Origin of the sequence: Otariodibacter sp., from assembly GCF_029256985.1 — a bacterium.
Classification (GTDB): Bacteria; Pseudomonadota; Gammaproteobacteria; order Enterobacterales; family Pasteurellaceae; genus Otariodibacter.
The window spans coordinates 1-23,387 of record NZ_JARIDQ010000079.1 but is presented as its reverse complement, the minus strand read 5'-3'; the positions used below and the strand labels follow the sequence as shown (position 1 = coordinate 23,387).

21 protein-coding genes and 1 pseudogene are annotated in these 23,387 nt (G+C 33.8%); 10 read left to right on the top strand and 12 right to left on the bottom strand.

What is annotated here, in order from left to right; genetic code table 11:
- The 10 genes from tehB to Q1J40_RS08095 all read right to left on the bottom strand — a co-directional run.
- Positions 1 to 848 (bottom strand): SAM-dependent methyltransferase TehB (gene tehB / locus Q1J40_RS08140; RefSeq protein WP_301099618.1); only part of this gene is annotated, 848 nt, incomplete at its 3' end.
- A 132-nt stretch (positions 849 to 980) separates the two neighbouring features.
- The gene (locus tag Q1J40_RS08135) at positions 981 to 1,295 is read right to left on the bottom strand and encodes an HI1450 family dsDNA-mimic protein (protein WP_301099616.1); all 315 of its coding nucleotides are present in this window, start codon (positions 1,293 to 1,295) and stop codon (positions 981 to 983) included.
- Positions 1,296 to 1,457: 162 nt separating this feature from the next.
- Positions 1,458 to 2,897: an anion permease gene (locus tag Q1J40_RS08130; RefSeq protein WP_301099615.1), complete on the bottom strand. Its 1,440-nt coding sequence runs from the start codon at positions 2,895 to 2,897 to the stop codon at positions 1,458 to 1,460.
- A 1-nt stretch (position 2,898) separates the two neighbouring features.
- Positions 2,899 to 4,290 carry a triphosphoribosyl-dephospho-CoA synthase CitG gene (gene citG / locus Q1J40_RS08125; RefSeq protein WP_301099613.1) on the bottom strand — a complete coding sequence of 464 codons (1,392 nt, stop codon included), beginning with the start codon at positions 4,288 to 4,290 and terminating at the stop codon, positions 2,899 to 2,901.
- A 21-nt stretch (positions 4,291 to 4,311) separates the two neighbouring features.
- Entirely contained in the window at positions 4,312 to 5,820 is a 1,509-nt protein-coding gene (gene citF / locus Q1J40_RS08120; protein WP_301099611.1) for a citrate lyase subunit alpha, read from the bottom strand.
- A gap of 19 nt (positions 5,821 to 5,839) precedes the next feature.
- Positions 5,840 to 6,712 (bottom strand): citrate (pro-3S)-lyase subunit beta, encoded by an 873-nt coding sequence (gene citE / locus Q1J40_RS08115; protein WP_301099609.1) that lies wholly within the window; start codon positions 6,710 to 6,712, stop codon positions 5,840 to 5,842.
- Positions 6,709 to 6,996 carry a citrate lyase acyl carrier protein gene (gene citD / locus Q1J40_RS08110; RefSeq protein ID WP_301099607.1) on the bottom strand — a complete coding sequence of 96 codons (288 nt, stop codon included), beginning with the start codon at positions 6,994 to 6,996 and terminating at the stop codon, positions 6,709 to 6,711. The genes citE and citD overlap by 4 nt, the downstream gene beginning before the upstream one ends.
- 22 nt (positions 6,997 to 7,018) lie before the next feature.
- Positions 7,019 to 8,029 carry a [citrate (pro-3S)-lyase] ligase gene (gene citC, locus Q1J40_RS08105; protein WP_301099606.1) on the bottom strand — a complete coding sequence of 337 codons (1,011 nt, stop codon included), beginning with the start codon at positions 8,027 to 8,029 and terminating at the stop codon, positions 7,019 to 7,021.
- 319 nt (positions 8,030 to 8,348) lie between these two features.
- The gene (locus Q1J40_RS08100; RefSeq protein ID WP_301099605.1) at positions 8,349 to 9,644 is read right to left on the bottom strand and encodes an NCS2 family permease; all 1,296 of its coding nucleotides are present in this window, start codon (positions 9,642 to 9,644) and stop codon (positions 8,349 to 8,351) included.
- Between the two features lie 43 nt (positions 9,645 to 9,687).
- Positions 9,688 to 10,683, bottom strand: coding sequence for an oxidoreductase (locus Q1J40_RS08095; RefSeq protein WP_301099604.1), 996 nt, complete (start codon positions 10,681 to 10,683; stop codon positions 9,688 to 9,690).
- A 70-nt stretch (positions 10,684 to 10,753) separates the two neighbouring features.
- Here Q1J40_RS08095 and ybaK point away from each other — a divergent pair, with 70 nt between their 5' ends.
- The 10 genes and pseudogenes from ybaK (at position 10,754) to Q1J40_RS08045 (ending at position 20,925) form a co-directional block, all read left to right on the top strand.
- Positions 10,754 to 11,227 carry a Cys-tRNA(Pro)/Cys-tRNA(Cys) deacylase YbaK gene (gene ybaK / locus Q1J40_RS08090; protein WP_301099603.1) on the top strand — a complete coding sequence of 158 codons (474 nt, stop codon included), beginning with the start codon at positions 10,754 to 10,756 and terminating at the stop codon, positions 11,225 to 11,227.
- A 172-nt stretch (positions 11,228 to 11,399) separates the two neighbouring features.
- The gene (ybfE, locus tag Q1J40_RS08085) at positions 11,400 to 11,675 is read left to right on the top strand and encodes a LexA regulated protein (RefSeq protein WP_301099602.1); all 276 of its coding nucleotides are present in this window, start codon (positions 11,400 to 11,402) and stop codon (positions 11,673 to 11,675) included.
- Positions 11,676 to 11,710: 35 nt separating this feature from the next.
- Positions 11,711 to 12,235 carry a flavodoxin FldA gene (gene fldA, locus Q1J40_RS08080; protein ID WP_301099601.1) on the top strand — a complete coding sequence of 175 codons (525 nt, stop codon included), beginning with the start codon at positions 11,711 to 11,713 and terminating at the stop codon, positions 12,233 to 12,235.
- 43 nt (positions 12,236 to 12,278) lie between these two features.
- Positions 12,279 to 12,725: a ferric iron uptake transcriptional regulator gene (gene fur, locus Q1J40_RS08075; RefSeq protein WP_301099600.1), complete on the top strand. Its 447-nt coding sequence runs from the start codon at positions 12,279 to 12,281 to the stop codon at positions 12,723 to 12,725.
- A 110-nt stretch (positions 12,726 to 12,835) separates the two neighbouring features.
- A complete protein-coding gene (locus Q1J40_RS08070) occupies positions 12,836 to 15,481 on the top strand; it encodes an MlaD family protein (RefSeq protein WP_301099599.1) in 2,646 nt (881 codons plus the stop codon).
- Positions 15,482 to 15,509: 28 nt separating this feature from the next.
- The gene (luxS, locus tag Q1J40_RS08065; RefSeq protein ID WP_301099598.1) at positions 15,510 to 16,019 is read left to right on the top strand and encodes an S-ribosylhomocysteine lyase; all 510 of its coding nucleotides are present in this window, start codon (positions 15,510 to 15,512) and stop codon (positions 16,017 to 16,019) included.
- 85 nt (positions 16,020 to 16,104) lie between these two features.
- The gene (locus Q1J40_RS08060) at positions 16,105 to 17,940 is read left to right on the top strand and encodes an ABC transporter ATP-binding protein (RefSeq protein WP_301099597.1); all 1,836 of its coding nucleotides are present in this window, start codon (positions 16,105 to 16,107) and stop codon (positions 17,938 to 17,940) included.
- Between the two features lie 97 nt (positions 17,941 to 18,037).
- A pseudogene (mltF, locus tag Q1J40_RS08055) lies at positions 18,038 to 19,412 on the top strand (membrane-bound lytic murein transglycosylase MltF); the annotation flags it as partial.
- A gap of 286 nt (positions 19,413 to 19,698) precedes the next feature.
- Entirely contained in the window at positions 19,699 to 19,833 is a 135-nt protein-coding gene (locus Q1J40_RS08050; RefSeq protein ID WP_301099595.1) for a hypothetical protein, read from the top strand.
- Between the two features lie 162 nt (positions 19,834 to 19,995).
- On the top strand, positions 19,996 to 20,925 hold the full coding sequence (locus Q1J40_RS08045) for a LysR family transcriptional regulator (protein ID WP_301099594.1): 930 nt from the start codon (positions 19,996 to 19,998) through the stop codon (positions 20,923 to 20,925).
- Positions 20,926 to 21,002: 77 nt separating this feature from the next.
- On the opposite strand, the gene Q1J40_RS08040 is transcribed toward Q1J40_RS08045, so the two are convergent.
- A complete protein-coding gene (locus Q1J40_RS08040; RefSeq protein WP_301099593.1) occupies positions 21,003 to 21,338 on the bottom strand; it encodes an MliC family protein in 336 nt (111 codons plus the stop codon).
- Between the two features lie 297 nt (positions 21,339 to 21,635).
- The coding region (gene uvrC, locus Q1J40_RS08035) for an excinuclease ABC subunit UvrC (protein WP_301099592.1) at positions 21,636 to 23,387 on the bottom strand (1,752 nt) is incomplete at its 5' end.

The following is a 23,387-nucleotide window of genomic DNA, read 5'->3' as shown; positions in this document are numbered from 1 at the left end:
GCTAACATCGTCGCAAATTGAAGTCCTATACGGTTTCCATTTTCATCAACTTTGTGTAACTTACCCAAATCCTCATTGTATTTAACTAGTTCCCAACCTTGATAATATTGTTTTAATTCGCCTTCTGCGAAGGTAAATGAGAATGGCATTTTGCAAGGATATTTATCAGTACTCATGGCACATACAATGAGATTGTAACCACCCACTTTGGTATTTTTTTGCATATTTTCAATAATGGCAGGAATACGATCTCGATTTAAGAACATTAAAACAACGGTTGAAACAATTAAATCAAATTCACCTTCAATAGTTGCTTCATTGATATCATAAACTCCTGTGTTCAAATTTTTAATTTTATCTCTCTCAATCACATGATTTAAAAATGCAATACTTTCTGAATTAAAATCTACAGAGGTAACATCAAAACCTAATAGGTTAAGAAAGAGAGAGTTTCTTCCTCGACCACAGCCTAAATCCAATACTTTGCCTTGTTTAATATAATTGACCGCATTTAACACTTCTGAATGTGTTTTAGTTAAACCATATTTTTTAGCAACATAATCTTCTGGTAAACAATAGAAAGCAAGCTGACATTCTAAATCATCACTCAATGCTTCTACTTTATGCCATACTTGAGGTTCAACAAAATCAGGTTGATTATCGACATCAAAAATATGCTCACCAATCACTTCACCTTCTTCAGTCAAATGATAGAATTTCAACGAACCTTTTAAGATTGATAATTTTGCCCAAGTTCCCTCTTTAGTATTATGTTTTTCTTGAAACATTTGCGGTAAAGTTGAAATATTCCATACAGGCATTTGTTTATAACAGACTAAGTCTTCCATTATCTCTCCTTAAGCTAAAATATATTTATACTGCCTGATAAATATCTTATTCTTTTGTAAAAAACTCGCAACAAAAAACCGACTAAAATAGTCGGTCTTTATCGTTCAATTGATATATATCAAAAGTAAATATTACTCTTTCCAAATCACGTGATATTCTCGATTTTCTTCTTCGTGAGAAATAAGGAAACGAGCAAAAATATCGTCCATTTCATCATTCTCATTGACTAATCCAACCCATACTTCTGCAAAAGCATCAGGGTCGATTAAAGTACCAATTTCCTGATCCCAAGCATCACTGGTTTCAACCATTTCTACCGCACCACGCTCTTCAAATTGCAAATTAAAAAGCAGAATATCGGCAGGATCAAGATTCTCTCCTGCCATTTCTAAGAAAATATCGTAAGCAATATCAATTGCTTCATCTGGTGTTAATTTTGTTGTCATATTTTTACCTGAAAATGAATAAAAGAAAGAAGCTTCTTATTTAGTAACTTTCTTGAATACAAACGAAAAACCCAAATATATCCTATATTTTTTACAAAGATAAATTTGGGTTTGGATTTAATTAAATTTATACTTAAAGCCTATTAGGTTTAAATCTTTAATTTAGATAATATTTAAGTTTATTAAGAAATTCCACCAACTTAAACCTATTGTACAATGAATTAATAAACTACCAAAAGCAACGATAGCGCCTGCAGTCCACCAAGATTTAATATCATTGTAGCCTGCTCCAAATGCTATTGGTCCAGGACCACCGCCGTAATGAGTAACCGATCCACCGTATGCATTACTAAATAATAACCCTATTGTTAATAACTCAGCAGGAGCTCCCACAACTTTACCTACTGTTGCAAAAACTGGAACCATCGCCGCCACATAAGCACCTCCTGAAGCAAATAAATAACGTACGGAAACACTTACTAACAATAGTACAATCAATGCAATATTAGCATGCCCCTCAAAACTTAATACATTGCCAAGTACATCTGCTAACCATTTGAAAAAGCCTGCTTTATCTAGTACTCCTGACATACCAATGATACCACCATACCAAATTAAAGTATTCCAGCCAGCTTTTCCTTTTAATATATCATCCCAACTAACGATATTTAAGATAATACAAGCAACCATTATAATTAATGAAACAATAGTTGCATTGATATGTAACGCACCAGAAAAAATCCAACCAAATAATGCAATAATAAATAAAATAGCTAATGCCTTCTCTTTAAATGAAATTGGTCCTAGTTGTTCTAATCCTTTACGAGCAATTTCCTCATTATTGACTTTTTTCATCTCAGGAGGAGAAACAAAATAGCAAACTAGAGGAATTAAAATCAAGCATAGTAATCCTGGAACAGAAGCCGCAATAAACCAATTGATCCAATTTAACTCAAAACCTAAGATTGGGGCCATTAATGATAGAGCTAAAGCATTTGGTGCCATCGCTGTCAAAAAGATATAACTAGTCGTTTTTACCACCATATATACATTCATCATTAAGTAACGACCTGCTTTTTTAGGACTTGTTTCTGGATCAGATCCTAAAGCCACAGCGACACTGTTGATAATCGGAAATATAATCCCGCCTGATCTAGCTGTATTAGATGGAGTAGCTGGAGATAGCAATAGATCAAGAAACATTGTTACATAACCAAGACGTAAAGTGGTATGCCCCATGGCACGAATCATATGGTAGGCTATTCTTTTTCCCAATCCAGTAATAACAAAAGCAGAACTTAAGGTAAAAGCAGTAAAAATTAACCATGTAGTACTAGATTTATATCCATCTAGAGTATTACCTACTTTTACTAATGCTGTTGCGCCTTCAACATTACCAATAATTGCACCTGAAATAGCTACTGCAGTAAGTAAAATAACGGGTTCTCCATAGGGTTTTAGAATTAATCCGACAATTGTTGCTAAATATATTCCAAATAAGTACCAAGCAACAGGATGTAATCCAGTAGGCGGGGAAAACAGTGCAATAATAATAGGTATCGCAACTATAATTGCTAATTTATGAAATTTTGATAAAGACATATCAATGACCTCTTAAAGATTGAAAAAAAATAATTAAAGCTAATAAATCTGCACTGCCTCCAGGGCTTAAATTTTTTTCGATACAAATTGAATCAAATTCAATTAGACATTTATTTAAAAAATTATGATTATTATAAGTTTTTGAATCAGCCAATAATTTTGATGCATATAATTGCATAAATTTCAGTCCTTCTAAACCACCTCTATTAATGACATTTGTATCATTATTTGTAGCAATAAGAGATAATAAAGAAAGTTTTAAATAATGCTCTTTATCAAGTTTTTGGTATGTTTTTAATTTTTCTATCACATCCAATACTAGAGGAAATCCATTTTCAGCTTCTCCTCTAGCACCCGTAAATCCAAATTTTCTAAAAATTCTAATTCCTGCGGTCTCAATAATACTATTAGAATTATTAGATAGTTCTTTTGTTAAATTAACTGTAAATTTCTTGATTAATTCACAAATATTTTTAATTGAAATAATATCTTCTTGGTATGTAAAAGTTCTACCTATTGCAGCACAAACTAATCCTAAAGTAAAAATACTCCCCTTATGAGTATTCACACCATCAGTTGCCATGAACATAGCCTTTTCAGCTTCTATACCGATTGGTCTAATAACCTTAAGAAACTCATCATCACTTACTGAATTTGAAGTTTCAATTCCTTTATACACAAAAAGAGTAAAAAAAGGACGCAGTGCTTGTGCACTCTTTTCAAAAGTTATTAATGACATATCAGAATGTGCGCCTGTATTTAATCTATCAACTAAACCAGGTTTAGGTGTCAATCTAGCCTCTTCTAACAAAGCTAAATAAGCTAATTCCCCTATTTTTTCTGCGAAAAAATAACGTTTTGCTCTAATTTCTATTTCATTATAAATCTCGCAAATACTATGCTTACGTAACTTCGCACATATTTTTGCCGTTTCATCACATATTAAACATTTTCGTGGAGGTATTTTAAAATCTCCTCGGCTTAGTATATAACCATTACTATCTACGATATCAATATCCCATAACCGGCTAAATTCAGAGCTATCTTCTAATTTTATTGTAGCTAGCTTTAAATCTCTTGCACTAATAGGAACAACAAAGAATGCTTCATGCCCTGTTATTAATTGCCTAATAAATATCTTTTCAGGTTTAATATCTAATTTTTCAAAAAGTAGAGTTAAAGCCTCTATACTCTTATCAAAAATATAATCTAATAATTCATTCTTTTTTATATTTCCAACTGATAATAAAGTTAAAGATAATAGAGTCTTATTATATTTTCTTATAATATTTCTTTGAAATTCGGCTCTATTATCCCTAGCTTCAAGTAATTGTTCTAAAGAGATTTCTTTACCTATTTTAGAAAAATTTTTATTAAACTTATTTAAAATCATATTATTTAACTATGATATTTATCATTCAATATTCTTTCTCTTATATACAACATCAATAATTGAACCATCTCTATATCGAACCAAAGCAACAGGTGTATCTGAAAATGCAATTTCTTTTGGTTTTCCAGTTATGCTGTAAGCAAGCTCACATAATTCCTCAATTGTCGATAATTGAATACCTGATTCAGAAAGTGATTTTATTAAATCTGGACGTTTTGGATTAACTGCAATACCATGATCCGTGACTAAAATATCAATATTTTCTCCAGGGGTGACACAGGTAATAACATTTTCTACAACGGTAGGTATTCTTCCTCGAACTAAAGGCGCAACAATAATAGATACTTGTGCAGAAGCTGCTGTATCACAATGCCCACCAGAAGCTCCTCGAATAATTCCATCAGATCCAGTTAAAACATTCACATTAAATTGAGTATCAATTTCCAATGCGCTTAATACAACATAATCCAAATATTCAACTGAAGCACCTTTTGAACTAAAATTAGCGTATTGATTAGCACTAACCTCAATATGATTAGGATTACGGGCTAAAGACTCTGCCGCGTCCTTATCAAAACTCTGAACATCAATCAATTTTTGTATAAGCCCTGACTCATGCAAATCAACCATACTTGAAGTAATTCCACCTAGAGCAAAACTTGCTGTAATATTTTCTTTACGCATTTTGTCTGCTAAAAAACGAGTTACTGCAAGAGAAGCGCCTCCTGAACCTGTTTGTAATGAAAAACCATCTTTAAAATACCCAGCATTAAAAATTACCTCTGCTGTCTTTTTGGCAATTAATAATTCTCTTGGGTTAGTTGTCATACGAGTAGCACCGCCACCAATTTTTTTAGGATCACCAACAGAATCAACCTGAACAATTAAATCAACTTGATCTTGGCTAATACTACTCGGTGAAAATGGATATTCTTCAAACTCTTCTGTGAGTAGTACAACCTTATCTGCATATTCAGCATCAACACGTGCATACCCCAATGAGCCACATTTACTTTTTCCAGTAAAACCATTTGCATTCCCAAAAGAATCACAGACAGGTACACCAAGAAATGCTACATCAATATGTAACTCACCTGATTTTATCAGGTGAACTCTACCACCATGTGAGTGAATATTTACAGGTTCTGATAAAATACCGTTAGAAATTTCATCTGCTAATTTTCCTCGAATTCCAGATGAGTAGATTTTTGTTACTACACCATTTTTAATATGCTCTATTAGAGGATAATGACTATCAATTAATGAACTAGATGCAAGAGTTAAATTTTTAAATCCCATTTCTGCAATCTTTTCCATCACCATATTAACTATAAAATCCCCTGCTCTAAATGCGTGATGAAAAGAAATAGTCATACCATTTTTTAGTCCTGATCGCTTAATAGCATCTTCTAAAGAGTTACAAACTTTCCTACCTTTAGCTGTCATAGCAAGTGACTCAGATTTGGAAATAGCTTGATAAGAATCTTTTTCTAAGTTCAATTGATTAATTCTTTGAATTCTTGTTGTCATTGTCATTTCCTCTTTATTGCTACTCTTGAATACCAAATTTTGCGCGCTCTAGAACTAATTTTGCTCTTTCAATAATAGGTGCATCTATCATTTTCCCATTAAGAGAAACTACACCTAATCCTTGTAATTTTGCCTGTTCTGCAGCATCTATAATTCGTCTAGCTTGATCTGCATCTTTTTGGGTAGGAGCAAATAGGTTATGCAATAGCTCTATTTGACGTGGGTTAATCAAGGATTTACCATCAAATCCTAGTTGTTTAATGAGTCTAGCTTCTTGTAAAAAGCCTTCTTCATTATTTACATTTGAATAAACTGTATCAAATGCCTGAATACCAGCTGCTCTTGCAGCTTGAAGAATTGAGCAACGAGCAAATAATAACTCAATACCTTCAGGAGAACGCTCTGTTCTTAAATTTCTTACGTAATCTTCTGCTCCTAGCGCAATACCAATGAGACGTTTAGAAGATGTAGCGATTTGGTTTGCTTGAGTTATACCTAAAGGTGATTCAATTGCAGCTAAAATCTTTGTTGAGCCTTCTGTTCTACCACAATCTTTTTCAATTTCAGATATCGCTAAATCCATATTTATTACATCTTGAGCAGTTTCAGTTTTAGGCATTCGAATAACATCTGCACCTGCTCTGACAATCACATTTAAATCTTCTATTCCAAATTCTGAATCAAGAGGATTAACCCTTACGATACATTCAATATTTTTATATAACGGGTGACTAAGAGCATGAGCAACTAAAATACGAGCAGAATCTTTCTCTTTTAATGCCACAGCATCTTCTAAATCAAACATAATGGCATCAGGCTTATAAATAAAAGAATTACTAATCATCGCCGCATTAGAACCTGGTACAAAAAGCATACTTCTTCTTATTTTCATACTAATTTCTCCCAACTAATCTTTTCATCGATTGCTCGTGATAACGCAGCCTTTATTCTTGCTCTTAATACACAATCTAAAGCCCCTTTATCATCAATAATAATTTTGACACCATCTATATTTAGATCATTTAATATACTATTAGTTGTTTTGAGAATGTCCTCTCCAAACTGCTCTTTTACTATACTATTTATTTCTATATCTACATCTTCAGCTGGTGATACTCTTATTAGTGCATCACTTGATTCTAACGTGCCTGCAACGGCTATCTTTACTACTTTCATTTCATTGACTTCCCTTATTTGACTACACAAACATATTTTCTCTTAAGAAAGAGAAAGTGCTACTAGGTACATAATTTAAAAGCTCCTTATAACTCTTTCTCTGTAAAAGAGATCTTACTAATGATGCTGATATTGGTTTTTGATGGTAATTCTTTCTCTCAAACTCTATAACATTAATAGGTGGGGCATCCATATCCGCATCTTGTAACCAATAAAACATATTTTTGTTATATTCTGATGTCACAGGGCAAATAGGTTCTGTACCAACAAATCTATGAGTTATTCCAAGAGATGGAGCAATAAACTTTCTAAATATTTTTAAATCAATTTCTAAATAAGTATTTTCTAAAATTTTTTTATCTTTTATAAAATAATCAGGAAAAGTTGCTTTTGATATGATATATGGAGAACTGTTATGCACAGATACATTCTTCAAATCTTGTACACCTTGTTTTACTAAAGCTAAACGATCTTGATAGGAAAACATTGAAGCATCTTCTTGAAGAACAAACACATGTAAGTGATCACACATTTTTAAAGATTGTTCAATTAAATATCTGTGACCTAATGTAAATGGATTTGCATTCATTACTATTGAACCAATTTTTTTTCCATCAACTCTTAATTTTTTCCACTTTTCACATTGCTCTTTTAATCTATTTTTACTGTTTTCTAGCAATATAGCGTTCGGATATGCTGATGATATTAAGAAAAAACCACATTGTTTGAATAATTGTTCATACTCTGGTTTAGTAAAAATGAATAGCTCTGAATAACCTAAATCATAAGCTAAATTAATTACTTCTGTAATGAGTGTAAGCGCTAAACATTGACCACGATATGATTTATCAATAGCCACACACTTTATAATATTAGGTGCAACTCCCCCACAAGCAATAATATTATAGTTATCATCATAGGCAACTATAAACTCAATAATCGACATATCTAGGCTAAGATTATTTCTATGAAGGAAACTTTCTATCTGAGATATTTTTAGATGATCAGTTATATTGATACGGTCAAAGTTCATATGCAAAATCACAAATTGGTTGATAACAAACAAAAAATCAAAAAACGTTTATTAGCAAACATTTTTTACTGCATTATATTCATATAATTTTCTTTTTCGAACTTTTTTTTATGTATTAATCTAATTTTTGATAATAATCAACTTTGTTATATTAGGAGGTGTTGATTAAAGAATATTTTGAATATAAATAGTTAATATTGTTAAAAAAATGTGTATTTTAGGATAAATTTAAAAGTCATATTAAAGCGGTAACTTCCTATCCATATTTTGCAAAATAATAGACGAAAGTTACCGCTTCTCTTATTTACAACAATTTGGCTTAGCCAACCCAAATAAATTTAGCAATGAAGAGTAAAGAAACCGCAGCAACTGGTGCATTAATTTCTTTAAATCTACCTGTACCAATTTTCATTAGGCAGTAGCTAATAAACCCAAATGCAATACCTTCTGTGATTGAATAAGTGAATGGCATCATTGCAGTGGTAATGAATGCTGGTGTTGCTTCCGTTAAATCATCCCATTTTACTTCGATTAGGCTTGATGCCATTAAAATACCAACGAAAATCAATGCACCTGCGGTTGCGTAAGCTGGTACTAGCCCCGCTAATGGCGAGAAGAAAATGGTTAATAAGAATAAGATACCAACTACGACAGCCGTAAAGCCTGTACGTCCGCCAACTGAAACACCTGAACCACTTTCAATGTAGGTACTGATTGCAGAAGTTCCCATATAAGACCCAACCATTGCACTCACACTATCCACATAAAGTGCTTGTTTCATTCTTGGGAAACGACCTTTTTCATCAGTAAAGCCTGCCTTGTTGGTTACGGCAATTAATGTGCCTGATGAGTCAAATAAGTTGACCAACATAAAAGAAAAGATAATACCCAGTAATGCCGTATCAAAAGCCCCAGCAACATCCACTTGCCCTACAACCGCCTCTAAACTTGGTGGGAAAGATACAATTCCATTAAAAGTAACCGCAGGATCAAAAGCTAATGCAAGCGCCGTAATCACGACGATAGACACTAGCACGCCTGAATACACACCTCTTGCAGCTAAAATCACAATAATGAAAAAGCCTAAAATTCCCATTAGTACTTTAGGATCGTGTAAATCGCCTAATGCGACTAAGGTTTCTGGATTAGCAACCACAAGTCCCATATTTTTAAAGCCAATCAACGCAATAAATAAGCCGATCCCTGCTCCAATACCGACACGTAAGCCAAGTGGAATTGCCGACATAAACCAATAACGGATTTGTAGTACAGTAAGGATAAATAAGCCAACTGAACCTAGAAAAATTGCTCCCATACCTGTCTGCCAAGAGTAACCCAGTTTTTGAACCACTACGAAAGCAAAGAATGCATTCAACCCCATTGCCGGAGCAAGTGCGATCGGTAAATTACTGAATAATCCCATCGCAATAGTACCAAATGCAGCTATCAAACAAGTCGTCACAAAAACAACTTGAGTATCCATTCCTGCTACGCCAAGAATAGATGGGTTAACAAATACGATATATACCATCGTAAAGAAGGTGGTAATTCCAGCAACAATCTCAGTCTTAACTGAACTGCCCTTTTGTTTGATCTGGAAAAGTTTTTCTAACATAACAATATTCTCTAAGGTTAATTAAAAGGAAATCTTATAAAACTTAATAATCTAAAACACGCTCAAGTAATGCGACTGCAAGGAATGCCATACTAAAACGTTGTTCGTCCGCCACAGACCAAAACTGCAAGCTATTTTCATCTTTATCCAGTAATTGACTAATTTGTAACACGTTACTGTTATTTTCTTCACTATGTTCGCCATTTTTAACAGGCGTTACCACATCTGACTCATGAAACTCAATCCAGTCTGTTTGTTGCCAAGATTCGCTCAATGCAACAGCATCTAATTGGTAAGATGATTGAATTGATACCATTTGAGCACTGCCGTAAAAAACAGGAACTTGAACAGAATGAAAAGTCACACTAGCGGTCAGATTTGGTAAAACTTTTGCAAGTTGTAATTCAAATGCTCGAGAGAAAGGTAATTGAGCCTCATCACCTTGCACATTCGCAGGTACAGTATCAAATGCGACTCTCGGTTTATCATCATCTAGCGGAATACCATTTAATAATTGAGCCGTTTGTCCTGCTAATTCACGTACTTTTTCATCACCGAAGTAAGCAGATGGCAATAACGAAGTCACAAAGATATTGTCAATTGGCTGAGTTAAAAGTGGTTTAATTGCTAATGCTAATTGGCTAATTTGTGGGTTCGCTAGTGCCACGATATTACGCTCACGTAAATTAACAATCGTTTCATCATTCACACCCGGTACAACCACTGGCACATCACCAATTAAGGCAGAAATGCCATATAAATCTAAAATAATACAACCTGCTTGAACTGCTTTTGCCAAATGTTCAGCTTGGGTCATTTTCCCTGCAAATAGTACGTGGCTAAATTGACTCCAGTCCACCTCGTCCAATGCGATTTGCTCTACAGCTTTAGTTCCAAAGCGTAATGAATGTTCCTCTCCAAAACTGTCTAATTCTACGGCACTAACCGTATCAATCTCTAGATCATTTGTCTCCAAAATATCCAATATTTTTTCTGCTAATAAAAAATCTGAAGCAATCGCTAAATGAATATTTGCCATTCTACTCTTCTCTTGTAAAAATAAAGGGTGAATTCTACTCTTATTTAAGCTTTTTGAAAAAGGAAAAACCATGACTCCTGCAATTAATCTTCTTAAAAAACAGAAAATTCCATTCACATTACATCCTTATGAGCACGACCCGCAAAATACGAATTTTGGACAAGAAGCGGTGGATAAATTAGGACTTAATCCTGATCAGGTATTTAAAACACTATTGGTTGCACAAAATGGCGATCAGAAAAAATTAGCTGTAATGGTATTGCCTGTATCTAAGATGTTAAATTTAAAACGAGCAGCACACGCACTTGAAGTAAAAAAAGTCGAAATGGCAGACAAAGATGTTGCCCAAAAATCTACTGGTTATTTAGTTGGTGGAATTAGTCCTCTCGGGCAAAAAAAGTTACTGCCTACTATTATTGATAGTTCAGCAACTCAATTTGAAACGATTTTTGTTTCTGGAGGAAAAAGAGGACTTGATATAGAACTTGTTGCCAATGCAATTGCCCAAATTTTGCGAGCGGATTTTGCAGATATTGCTGAATAAAATTATTGCAAATGATAATTAAATAAATAGTTTTAATCTTTCACAAAGGTTCTACTCTCCCCATTTTCAATATCTTAAGAGTGTGGTATAGTTGAGCTTTATAAAGTGGTATATCATTCTCATTTAGATGTAAATAAAAGAATAAAAATACCTAGCCCAGAAATTAGTTTGTATGGCAAAACAAGACTCAGATTGTATTACAATTGATCTATTCGCGAACATGCCAAGAGTTGGGCGACCTCGCACTAATCCTCTTAGCCGAGAACAACAAATCCGAATTAATAAACGTAATCAGCTAAAACGAGATCGTTCGTCAGGGTTGAGACGCGTGGAGTTAAAACTACATTCGGATCTCGTGCAAAAATTGGAAGAACAGGCTATTAATAAAGGTTTGTCTCGCGGACAATTAATTGAACGCATCTTAAGTGAATATATAAATAATCATTAATTCATTATATTTTAAACGAAAAATAGGTAAGTCAAATGGCAGCTGTTGGTTTATTTTACGGTTCTGATACTGGAAACACTGAAAATATTTCTAAAATGATTCAAAAACAAATTGGAGAATCACTTGTCGATATTCGAGATATCGCCAAAAGTACAAAGGAAGATATTGAAGCTTATGATTTTTTACTCATCGGTATTCCGACTTGGTACTACGGAGAGTCTCAAGCAGATTGGGATGATTTTATGCCAACATTAAAAGAAATTGATTTTTCTGGCAAAGTAGTTGGTATTTTTGGCTGTGGTGACCAAGAAGATTATGCAGAATATTTCTGTGATGCAATGGGTACAGTCCGTGATGTAATTGAACCAAATGGCGCTGTGATTGTAGGGCATTGGCCAACAGAAGGTTATTCATTTGAGGCATCTCAAGCTCTTGTTGATGAAAATACATTTGTTGGATTATGTATTGATGAAGATAGACAGCCAGAATTAACTGAAGATCGGGTTAATCGTTGGTGTAAACAAATTTTTGATGAAATGTATTTAGCTGAATTAGTTTAGTACTCACAACAAGAGTGCAAATAATTAGTACAGGAGAGATAAAATGTCTAATGAAAATATAAAGCTACTTAAGAAAGTGGGTTTAAAAGTTACTGAACCACGCTTGACTATTCTTGAACTAATGCAAACAACACGCAAAGAAATACAACATTTTTCTGCAGAAGACATTTATAAATTACTTCTAGAAAAACACTCTGAAATAGGCTTAGCTACAGTTTATCGTGTGTTAAACCAATTTGAAGAAGTAGGTATTCTTACCCGCCATAATTTTGATTCAAATAAAGCTGTTTATGAGTTAAACTTTAATCATGAGCATGACCACATTATATGTATAGATTGTGGAAAGGTATTCGAATTTAAAGATACTGAAATGGAAAAAAGACAACGTGAAATTAGTCAACAACATGGTATTGAACTATCTAATCACAGTCTTTATCTTTATGGAAAATGTAGTAATATACAATCATGTGATGAGAAAGATAAAAGCTAAATTCTATTCTTTTTATTCATTTTAGAAAAAAGCAAGCGGTGAGATTTTAACAATTTTTTGTAAGATCCCACCGCTTATGTTTATAAATTTATATATACAAGTGATTCCTTATGACCGAACAAAACTCCCCTCTACCAGCAAAAGTAAGGCAACCTCGTAGAATCTCACCTTTTTGGATACTACCGTTGATTGCTTTTATCATTGGTATTGTTCTCTTTTTTCAGATTCTAAAGGAAACGGGTGAAAATATTACGATTCGTTTTCAAAATGGTGCAGGAATTGAAGCTGGTAAAACGATGATTCGCTACCAAGGATTACAAATAGGTGTAGTTAAAAAAATTGCATTTGTAGATGATCTTAAAGAAATTGAAGTTACTGCCGAGATAAATCCTGAAGCTACATCAGTCTTACGTGAAGGTACAAAATTTTGGTTAGTTCAACCGAGTGCTTCTTTAGCTGGTATTTCTGGTATTGATGCTCTTGTTTCTGGGAATTATATTACATTATTACCTGGCAATGGCAATAACAAATATAATTTTCAAGCTGAAGATGAACCACCTCTAGTTCCTGTTACTGATGGTGATTTGATGGTAAAATTAGTCGCAGATGATTTAGGATCAATTTCTATTGGTGCTAACGTTTATTTTAGGAAAGTACCTGTAGGAACTGTTGCTGACTATCATTTTATTTCTGACCAAAATAAGGTAGAAATTGATATTGTTATCAATAAAAAATATACTCATCTTGTTAAAAAAGATAGTAGATTTTGGAATACAAGTGGTATTCGAGCTGATTTAAATTTCCCAACAGGCATTACTATTGAAGTAGATAGTTTAATGTCTTTTATTCAAGGCTCCGTTGCTTTTGATTCACCGCAAAATTCTGATCCTGCAATACAAGGAGAAGTTTATCCTCTTTATAGTAGCTTAAAAACAGCAAAACGAGGTACAGAAATCAAAGTTACCCTACCGATATCTGCCAATATTCAAGCAAATAAGACAGCTTTATTTTATCAAGGTACTCAAATTGGAGTTCTTTCTGAGATAGAGTCCTCTTCTAGTTCGGAAAATTTATCAACTTCATCAACACTAAATGGGACTTTATTAATTGACCCAAATTATCAGGATTTATTACGTTCTGATTCAATTATTTTACTAAAAGAACCCATATTTTCACTCAATAAGTCTCAACTAACTAAATTTAGTGAGCTCTTTCGAGGAAATTATTTTGAGCTAATCCCAGGTAAATCTGATGAACATAGCCTCAACTTTAATGTACAAAAAGAATCAGATTACTTACTCAATAGACCGAATACAGAAGTATTTACATTAGTTGCACCTCAATCCTATGGTGTAGAGCAAGGGCAAGGAATTTATTATAACGATGTACAAATTGGTGAAATCCTCAAACGAGAATTAACGATTGAAAATGTCAATTTTAGTGCAATTATTTTTCCTGAATATCGACACTTAGTTGGAGAAAATAGTAAATTTATCGCCATATCTAATCTTGATGTTTCTATCGGGTTAGATGGAATGAATATTAATGCAGGCTCCCCCTCTAACTGGTTGCAAGGTGGGATTCGTCTACTTGAAGGTAAGCCAACAGGACAAATCAAGCAAAAGTATCCTCTCTATAAAAATGTAGAAAGTGCAATAAGCGGTTTAACTGATGATAAAAAACAAGCAACAATAACTCTTTCAGCAAAAGACTTATCTGGTATTGATAAAGGGTCAGTATTACTTTATAGACAATTCCAAGTTGGTGAGGTTTTAGCTATTCATCCTCAAAAAGACAAATTTAAGGTTGATCTCTTTGTACAACCTCAATATCAACATCTTTTAAGTAATACAAGCCGTTTTTGGATTGAGCCTGCCGTAAAAGTTGATGTATCAACAAGTGGGTTAAGTTTACAAACATCACCGATTATGAGAACGTTAAAAGGCGCTATTAGCTTTGATAATGGAGGATCTAAAAATAATCTAACTCTCTACTCTGATTTTGAAAAAGCACACTCTGGTAATACCTATATCACTATTATTGCTAAAGATGCAACAAATTTAAGTGAAGGGATGCCTATAAAATATATGGGGTTAACTATTGGAACTGTTGAAGCTCTTAAACTGGATAACACAAAAAAACAAATCAAATTAAATGCATTTATTCATAGTCAATACTACAATATGGTTGCAAAATCAGGGAGCAAATTTAAAGCGATTTCACCTGAAATTAATACTACTGGTATTAAAAATTTAAATGCTTTACTACAAAACTATATCGAAGTAGAACCTGGTAATGGAAAATATAAAGCACAATTCTCTTTAACAGGATCTAGTGCAACATCAACAACTATACATAATGGTTTTCCAATTATTGTTGAAACGAGCGATGCTGATGGTATTACACCAGATGCACCTGTACTCTATCGAGGAATGCAAGTGGGTGTAGTGGAAAAACTTACTCTAAGCGAATTAGCTGATCGAGTATTCATTCATCTACAAATTAATCCATCTTATCGTCATTTAGTGCGTAAGAATTCTCAATTCTGGACATCTTCTGGCTATAGCATGAGTGTAGGGCTCAATGGTGCAACCATTAACTCCGGTACGATGTCTCAATTATTAAATGGGGGCATTGCATTCTCTACTCCATCAGGTAAGATTGTACAACCACAAGCAGAAGCAAATCGCCACTTCCGTTTACAACGTACCGCCCCAAACAATGCTCTAAAATGGAGCCAAGGAATTGCGGAATAATTTTTATATTTATTAAGGAGTAAGGTTAATGCCTTTATTAGATAGTTTTAAAGTTGATCATACAGTAATGAAAGCGCCCGCTGTGCGTGTAGCAAAAACAATAGAAACTCCAAAAGGTGATACTATTACTGTATTCGACTTACGTTTTTGTCGCCCAAATATTGATGCATTACCGCCAAAAGGAATTCATACAATGGAACACCTTTTTGCAGGCTTTATGCGTGATCATTTAAATAGTGAGAGCGTTGAGATCATTGATATTTCACCAATGGGATGTCGTACTGGATTCTATATGTCTCTGATTGGTACACCAACAGAAGAACAAGTTGCAGAGGCATGGAAAAACTCGATGGAAGACGTATTAAATAAAGTACCTGATGAGTCAAAAATTCCAGAACTCAATAAATATCAATGCGGTTCTTATGAAGAACACTCTTTAGCAGAAGCACACAAAATTGCACACAATATACTTAAGCAATCTATCAGTATTAACTACAATAAAGATTTAACCCTTGATGAAGAATTACTAAATCCATAAATAAACTTCATCAAAGCGGTGAGATCAGCGATTAAATTTGCAAATTTTAATCATGATCTCACCGCTTGTATTTTTGGAGAAAATTATGTTAAAACAACTATTTGAATGGTTTGAAACTCGAATTGATCCTTACCCTGTAGAATTACCTCAAACACCAAAAGCTAAATTAATTTCATTCATTTGGACTACCACACAAGGGCTACGCAAATATATCCTTGTTGCGGTTATTCTCAGTATGTTAGTTGGAATTATCGATGCTGTATTATTCCAATTTATTGGAGAAATTGTCGATTGGATTTCAAAATACTCACCACAAACTTTATTCTCTGAAAAATGGGGAAGTATGCTGTGGATGATTACCGTTGCAATCGTCGGTGCCGTTATCACTTTTTTATATTCAAGTATTCGTTTTCAAACAATGCAAGGTGTTTACCCGATGCGATTACGTTGGAATTTTCATCGTCTAATGCTTGGGCAAAGTATGAAATTCTATCAAGATGAATTTGCAGGAAGAATATCATCGAAAGTAATGCAGACGGCACTATCTACTCGAGATGTCGTCATGACATTTATCGAAATTATAGTCTATATGGCTGTATATTTTATTACCTCAAGTATTATCCTTGTTCAATTCGATACATTATTACTTATCCCATTTGTACTATGGATAATTATTTTGGTTATCAGTATGCGATATTTTATTCCACGCTTAGCCAAAGCTTCTCAAACACAGTCAAATGCTCGTAGTCTTATGACAGGCCGTATTACTGACGCTTATTCCAATATATCTACCATAAAACTCTTTTCACATGGTAATCGTGAAACAGATTATGTAAAAGATTCCATGCAAGAATTTATGGTGACAGTACATCAACAGATGAGATTAGTCACCATGATCGATACAGTAATTTACTGTAATGCCTTACTTCTACTCACTTTATCGTCTGTGATTGGCTTATTCCTATGGTCAAATAGCTTAGTAAGTGCAGGAGCAATTACCACATCATTAGCTCTAGCTCTTCGTTTAAAATCACTAGCTCAACGTATTATGTGGGAGTTTGCGCGATTATTTGAACATATCGGTACGGTACAAGATGGAATGGATATGCTATCTAAACCATACACCATTGTTGATAAACCCAATGCAGAATTATTAAAAGTTACAACTGGTGATATTCGTTTCAATCAAGTTAATTTTGCTTATGATGAAAAAAAACCGTTATTAAATGAATTTAATCTACATATTAGAGCAGGAGAAAAGGTAGGACTAGTAGGGCGAAGTGGCGCAGGTAAATCTACCCTTACAAATCTTTTACTACGCTTTTACGATATTCAATCAGGACAAATTGAAATTGATGGACAGAATATTAAAGATGTTACTCAAGAAAGTCTACGGGAAAATATTGGGTTAGTTACACAAGATACTTCATTATTACATCGTTCAATTAAAGAAAATCTGACTTATAGTCGCCCAGAAGCAACCGAAGAAGAAATTCTCAAAGCAATTGAAACAGCTTCCGCTGCTGATTTTATCGAACATCTTTCTGATTCTAAAGGTAGAACAGGATTAGCTGCTCATGTGGGTGAGAGAGGGGTTAAACTCTCAGGCGGACAACGTCAACGTATCGCTATTGCAAGAGTTATGCTAAAAAATGCTCCAATATTATTATTGGATGAAGCAACCAGTGCTTTAGATTCAGAGGTTGAGGTTGCTATTCAAGAAAACCTAACAGAGTTAATGAAAGGGAAAACTGTACTAGCGATTGCTCATCGACTTTCAACCATTATGGCAATGGATCGCTTAATTGTGATGGATCATGGTGAAATTGTCGAACAGGGCACGCACAATGAACTTCTTAAACTTAATGGCGTTTATGCGAAATTGTGGGCTCATCAAAGTGGTGGTTTCTTAATAGATTAAACTTATAATCCTCAAGTGAGTTTATTACCTTCATTTTGATCTTAATTACAGTTTACTATACACTTTAAAATGACAATTTTTATAGAAGAGAGGCACATTGAAAGGTTTAACCATTCGATTAATTATTGGGATAGCATTGGTTCTATGGGCATGGGATATGACATCCCCATGGCAAACGGCAATGCAGATGGAACATAATCGTTATACCCAAATTCAGCAATCAAAGACTATTAGATTTGGAATGATCAATCATCCTCTATCCTATTTTGTGGGCTCACAAGGTAAAGCGGGTATAGAATATGACTTAGCAAGTGCTTTTGCTGATTTTTTAGGTGTGAAACTCAAAGAAGAATCTTTTGACACTAGCGAAGCCTTATTCAACGCTTTAGAACAAAACAAAATTGATATTGCTGCAGCAGGACTACTCTACTCCCCAGATCAAATAGAAAAGTTTCAGATAGGCCCATCTTACTATTGGGCCTCATGGCAAGTTGTTTATAAAAAAGGAGCTCAAAGACCTTATAAAATTGAAGATCTCTCTTCTAATTTAGTTATTGCAAATGGTTCAGCAGTTATCCCTATTTTACAAAAACTAGCTAAAATATACCCTAATTTAAAATGGACTGTAACCGATAAATTTACACAAGAAGAATTATTATTACAAGTTGCTGAAGGTAAAATTCCTTATACTGTTGCAGTTTCTGTCGATATTTCATCTGCTCAACAGATTAAACCTAATATTGCTGTAGGGTTTGATTTAACCGACGAAACACCTGCAGTTTGGTATCTACAAAATAGTACTTTTAGTGAATTGCAAGCCTCTGTACTCGAATTTATGAATCAAGCAAATGAAACTGGACTTATTTCTCAAATTGAAGAAAAGTATTTTAGTCAACTATCTAGTTTTGATTATGTAGATACACAGAGTTACCTGAAATCCATTAGAACAACACTACCTAAATACAAACCTTTATTTGAAAAATATAAAGGAGATTTAGAGTGGCAAATGTTAGCGGCTATTGCCTACCAAGAATCACGATGGGATCCATCTGCTACCTCTCCAACTGGCGTAAGAGGGATGATGATGTTAACTCGAGATACGGCTGAAAGAATGGGTGTAACTAATCGAATTAATCCTGAGCAAAGTATAAAAGCAGGCTCAGAATATTTACAATATTTAATAAATCAACTTCCAGAAACGATTCCACAATCTGAACGTATATGGTTTGCTCTAACTGCTTACAACATGGGATTAGGACATTTAATTGATTTACGTCGTCTTACTAAACAACTTGGAGGCGATCCAAATAGTTGGCTAGATGTAAAAAAATATTTACCATTATTAGCAGAAAAGCGTTACTACAAGAACCTAAAATATGGATATGCAAGAGGATTCGAAGCATTTAGCTACGTTGAAAATATCCGTCGATATTATTATAGTTTAATTAATTACCAACGAATTACAGAACAAAAAGAGGAATCAACAGAAAATACAATAAGAAAAGAGGAATCAACAGAAAATACAGTAAGAAAAGAGGAATCAACAGAAAATACAGTAAGAAAAGAGGAATCAACAGAAAATACAGTAAGAAAAGAGGAATCAACAGAAAATACAGTAAGAAAAGAGAAATCAACAGAAAATACAGTAAGAAAAGAGGAATCAACAGAAAATACAGTAGAGAAAGATCAAAATATATCAAATGAAAATTTAAGAACAACAACAAAAGAAAAAAAATCAGAAGAATAAAAGGAGATAACATGTATAAAAAACTACAACGGAGAAAGCGCCTATATAGTAAAAAACCACGTCGTATTTTACGCATTTATCGTATGAAACGTCGTATTCTTAGTCGACACCGAATTGGCTTTATGATGTTTCAACAAACTCAATAGTATCCGATGCCCCCAAATAAACATGGGGGCGATATTTCCCTCCTAATATATTTTATCTATCACTTTATTGATAATGATTTTCATAATATAAAATTCCGCTTATACTATATCTCAATAAATACTGGAATTTTACACTACAGTTATATAAATAAACTGATTACTATGAAACCAATATATCTAGAACTTCGACATCTAAGAACACTTCTTGCACTAAAAGAAAGTGGTAATATCTCCCTTGCTGCAAAACGAGTTTATTTAACCCAATCGGCTCTTTCTCATCAGATGAAGATGTTAGAAGATCAATATGGTTTAGCTTTATTTGAACGAAAAACGCAACCCTTACAATTTACACCAGCTGGTGAACGACTTGTTAAGTTGGCAAATGAAATCCTACCTAAAGTAATAGATGCTGAACGTGATTTACTTTCAGCAAAGCAAGGAAATTCAGGTGAGTTGCGTATTGCAACAGAATCACAAAGCCATTTTGATTGGTTAATACCATCAATGGATAAATTCCGTGAAGATTGGCCTCTAATTGACTTAGATATCGTGCAAAGATATGAAACGAATTTACATAGTTTACTACTCAGTAATCATGCCGATTGGATTACTGTCTCAGAAATTGAAAATTCTGATAGAATCATCCATAAACCACTATTTTCTTATGAAATAGTTGGCGTTTGTGCCAAAGATCATCATCTAGCAAATAAATCAATTTGGGAAGCTGAAGATTTTAAAGATGAAATACTAATTACTCATCCTGTGCCTGATAATATGCTTGATATTTTTAAGCGGTTGCTTATCCCCAATAAAATCAATCCAAAGCGAAGATTAAGTGAATTAACAACAGCAATTCTTCAGCTTGTGGCAAGTAAAAAAGGAATTACTGTATTACCTTACTGGGCTATAAAACCTTATCTTGAAAAAGATTACATTGTTATCAAGCGTATTACTGAAAACGGGTTATATAATAATCTTTATGGAGCGATGAGAGAAAGTGATGCAAACACGGCTTATATCAATGATTTTCAAACAACTGTTAAAGAGCAAAGCTTCTCAATATTCCCTGATCTCATTGTTTTAGATGAATAACAAAAAGGCTCAATCTTTTAAAATTGAGCCTACCTTTATATTGTCTATTAGTATAGACAACTATTAATCTTTATAAATTATTCAGTTACACAACTCTTTAATGTCTCATTACCAGCCATTAAAGTTGCTTCTTTACCTTTTGTATATAGAGCAAGATTATAATCAGGACTAATTGCTTTATAAATTGCACCTGAAGCTGATTTTTGTATTTTCATCGGAATCATTTCATCAGTATCAACAATAATTGCATAAGAATCTTTGCTGGTATTCACAAATACCACTTCCATTGCATCTTTATTTTCACATGCATAAGCAATTTTTGTTAATTCATCAGTAGATGAATTTGTCATAACAGTTGCATTTGCTGACATAGATGCAACTGAGAGTAATAAAACACTCAATAATTTTTTCATAGTTTTTCCTTTATTTTATTAAAAACAAGACAGAGTTTCCATTCTATAAAAAAATAAAATTATATTCAAATAAAAAAATTAAAAGGTCTTACATTCCTAAATATTTTATCTCTTTCGTACAAGGCAATGTCTTTTGACGACAAAAGCGAATAACACGCTATCTGATTTGCGTTAAAGGTGTTTGTTTGATCACTCATAAAACAGTCCTATCTAATGAAATAAAATATTATTTATGCTTTAAATAATAGTATCTTACATTAAATAAGTAAAGTTTATAAAAAATACAAATTTGTATTTTTACCCATTCTGCAAGGTATCGAAAATTACTTCTGCAAGGGCTTTTGAAATACCGGGGACTGATGCAATTTCATCTAGTGTAGCGGACTTAACGCCTTGCATTCCGCCTAGATATTTTAATAGAGCTTGACGACGTTTTGCACCGACACCAGCAATGGATTCTAGTCCACTTTCAGTGAAGGCTTTTTGACGTTTTTTGCGATGTCCGCTGATGGCGTGATTATGGGATTCATCTCGGATATGTTGGATCAAATGCAATGCAAGGCTATCTGGTGGGAGATTGATTTCTTTATCCCATTTACTAATGAGCAAGGTTTCTAAACCCGCTTTACGTTCTACCCCTTTAGATACCCCAATTAACAATGGCTTGCTCTTATCCCAATCCACATTTAATTGTGAAAAAGTAGCTAATGCACGGTTGAGCTGCCCTTTCCCACCATCAATAAAAATAATATCGGGGATTTTTTCAGGTGGTAAGGGTTTATCGTAACGCTTAATAAGAGCCTGTTCCATTGCGGCATAATCATCACCGCCCGTAATTCCTTCGATATTAAATCGGCGATAATCGGATTTAAGCGGTCCATTTTCATCAAAGACTACGCAAGAGGCGACTGTTTGCTCCCCCATCGTATGACTAATATCGAAACATTCCATACGTTTAATCTCAGGTAATTCCAATAAACTTTGTAGAGCTTGGTAACGTGCCTGTATGCGAGAATCTTGCTTTAATTGCAACATTAATGCTGCCATTGCATTAGTTTGAGCTAAGGCAAGATAGCGACTTTTTTCACCTCGCACTTTATCTTGAATAACCACTTTATGCCCTGCTTGTTCACCCAAGACTTTTGCTAAAGATTCTGCTTCACTCACAGGATGATCGATAATAATTTGATTGGGAATAGTACGATGCTGATTCATCTGCAAATAGAATTGCCCGATAAAAGTATCACTTAATTCCGCCACATCCGTATGATTTGGCACTTTAGGGAAATAACTGCGATTTCCTAATACTTTCCCTTGTCGTACAAATAGAATATGCACACAAGCAATACCGTGTTGATAAGCGATAGAAATAATATCAAGATCATCTAAGCGTTCATTTGAAACAAACTGCTTCTCCGTTACTGCTCTAACTTGCTGAATCTGATCACGAAAACGAGCTGCACTTTCAAAATCTAAAGCTTCGGCAGACTTTTCCATCTTACTAATCAAATGCTCGATCACTTGTTGATCTTTGCCTTGTAAAAATAATCGTACAAATTGCACCTGTTGATCATATTCCTCTTGAGAATAATAACCTTCAACACAAGGGGCTAAACAACGTCCAATCTGATATTGTAAACAAGGGCGAGATCGATTTTTATAGTATGAGTCTTCACATTGACGAATAGGAAATATTTTCTGTAATAAATTCAACGTTTCTCTTACTGCTGTAACATTTGGATAAGGTCCAAAATATTCGCCAGCAACCTTTTTACTTCCTCGAAAACTACTTAATCTTGGATGCTTATGTTTTGAAAGTAAAATATACGGATAAGATTTATCATCTCGCAATAAAACATTATAACGAGGTTGGTTTTGCTTAATATAGTTATGTTCAAGTAATAAAGCTTCTGTTTCTGAATGGGTAATGGTGGTTTCAATATGAGCTATATGGGCAACCAATGCTTCTGTTTTTCGACTAGATAAATTGGTTCGAAAATAACTTGATAAGCGTTTTTTAAGATCCTTCGCTTTTCCGACATAAATAAT

What these genes read in the sequence shown, in the direction of transcription:
- Q1J40_RS08040 (WP_301099593.1), bottom strand. Translation starts at nt 21,338, where the DNA reads ATGAAAAAATTATTGAGTGTTTTATTACTCTCAGTTGCATCTATGTCA.
- citD (WP_301099607.1), bottom strand. Translation starts at nt 6,996, where the DNA reads ATGAAAGTAGTAAAGATAGCCGTTGCAGGCACGTTAGAATCAAGTGAT.
- citG (WP_301099613.1), bottom strand. Translation starts at nt 4,290, where the DNA reads ATGATTTTAAATAAGTTTAATAAAAATTTTTCTAAAATAGGTAAAGAA.
- citF (WP_301099611.1), bottom strand. Translation starts at nt 5,820, where the DNA reads ATGACAACAAGAATTCAAAGAATTAATCAATTGAACTTAGAAAAAGAT.
- fldA (WP_301099601.1), top strand. Translation starts at nt 11,711, where the DNA reads ATGGCAGCTGTTGGTTTATTTTACGGTTCTGATACTGGAAACACTGAA.
- Q1J40_RS08045 (WP_301099594.1), top strand. Translation starts at nt 19,996, where the DNA reads ATGAAACCAATATATCTAGAACTTCGACATCTAAGAACACTTCTTGCA.
- Q1J40_RS08070 (WP_301099599.1), top strand. Translation starts at nt 12,836, where the DNA reads ATGACCGAACAAAACTCCCCTCTACCAGCAAAAGTAAGGCAACCTCGT.
- Q1J40_RS08100 (WP_301099605.1), bottom strand. Translation starts at nt 9,644, where the DNA reads ATGTTAGAAAAACTTTTCCAGATCAAACAAAAGGGCAGTTCAGTTAAG.
- fur (WP_301099600.1), top strand. Translation starts at nt 12,279, where the DNA reads ATGTCTAATGAAAATATAAAGCTACTTAAGAAAGTGGGTTTAAAAGTT.
- Q1J40_RS08130 (WP_301099615.1), bottom strand. Translation starts at nt 2,897, where the DNA reads ATGTCTTTATCAAAATTTCATAAATTAGCAATTATAGTTGCGATACCT.
- Q1J40_RS08135 (WP_301099616.1), bottom strand. Translation starts at nt 1,295, where the DNA reads ATGACAACAAAATTAACACCAGATGAAGCAATTGATATTGCTTACGAT.
- luxS (WP_301099598.1), top strand. Translation starts at nt 15,510, where the DNA reads ATGCCTTTATTAGATAGTTTTAAAGTTGATCATACAGTAATGAAAGCG.
- Q1J40_RS08095 (WP_301099604.1), bottom strand. Translation starts at nt 10,683, where the DNA reads ATGGCAAATATTCATTTAGCGATTGCTTCAGATTTTTTATTAGCAGAA.
- citC (WP_301099606.1), bottom strand. Translation starts at nt 8,029, where the DNA reads ATGAACTTTGACCGTATCAATATAACTGATCATCTAAAAATATCTCAG.
- ybfE (WP_301099602.1), top strand. Translation starts at nt 11,400, where the DNA reads ATGGCAAAACAAGACTCAGATTGTATTACAATTGATCTATTCGCGAAC.
- ybaK (WP_301099603.1), top strand. Translation starts at nt 10,754, where the DNA reads ATGACTCCTGCAATTAATCTTCTTAAAAAACAGAAAATTCCATTCACA.
- Q1J40_RS08050 (WP_301099595.1), top strand. Translation starts at nt 19,699, where the DNA reads ATGTATAAAAAACTACAACGGAGAAAGCGCCTATATAGTAAAAAACCA.
- citE (WP_301099609.1), bottom strand. Translation starts at nt 6,712, where the DNA reads ATGAAAATAAGAAGAAGTATGCTTTTTGTACCAGGTTCTAATGCGGCG.
- Q1J40_RS08060 (WP_301099597.1), top strand. Translation starts at nt 16,105, where the DNA reads ATGTTAAAACAACTATTTGAATGGTTTGAAACTCGAATTGATCCTTAC.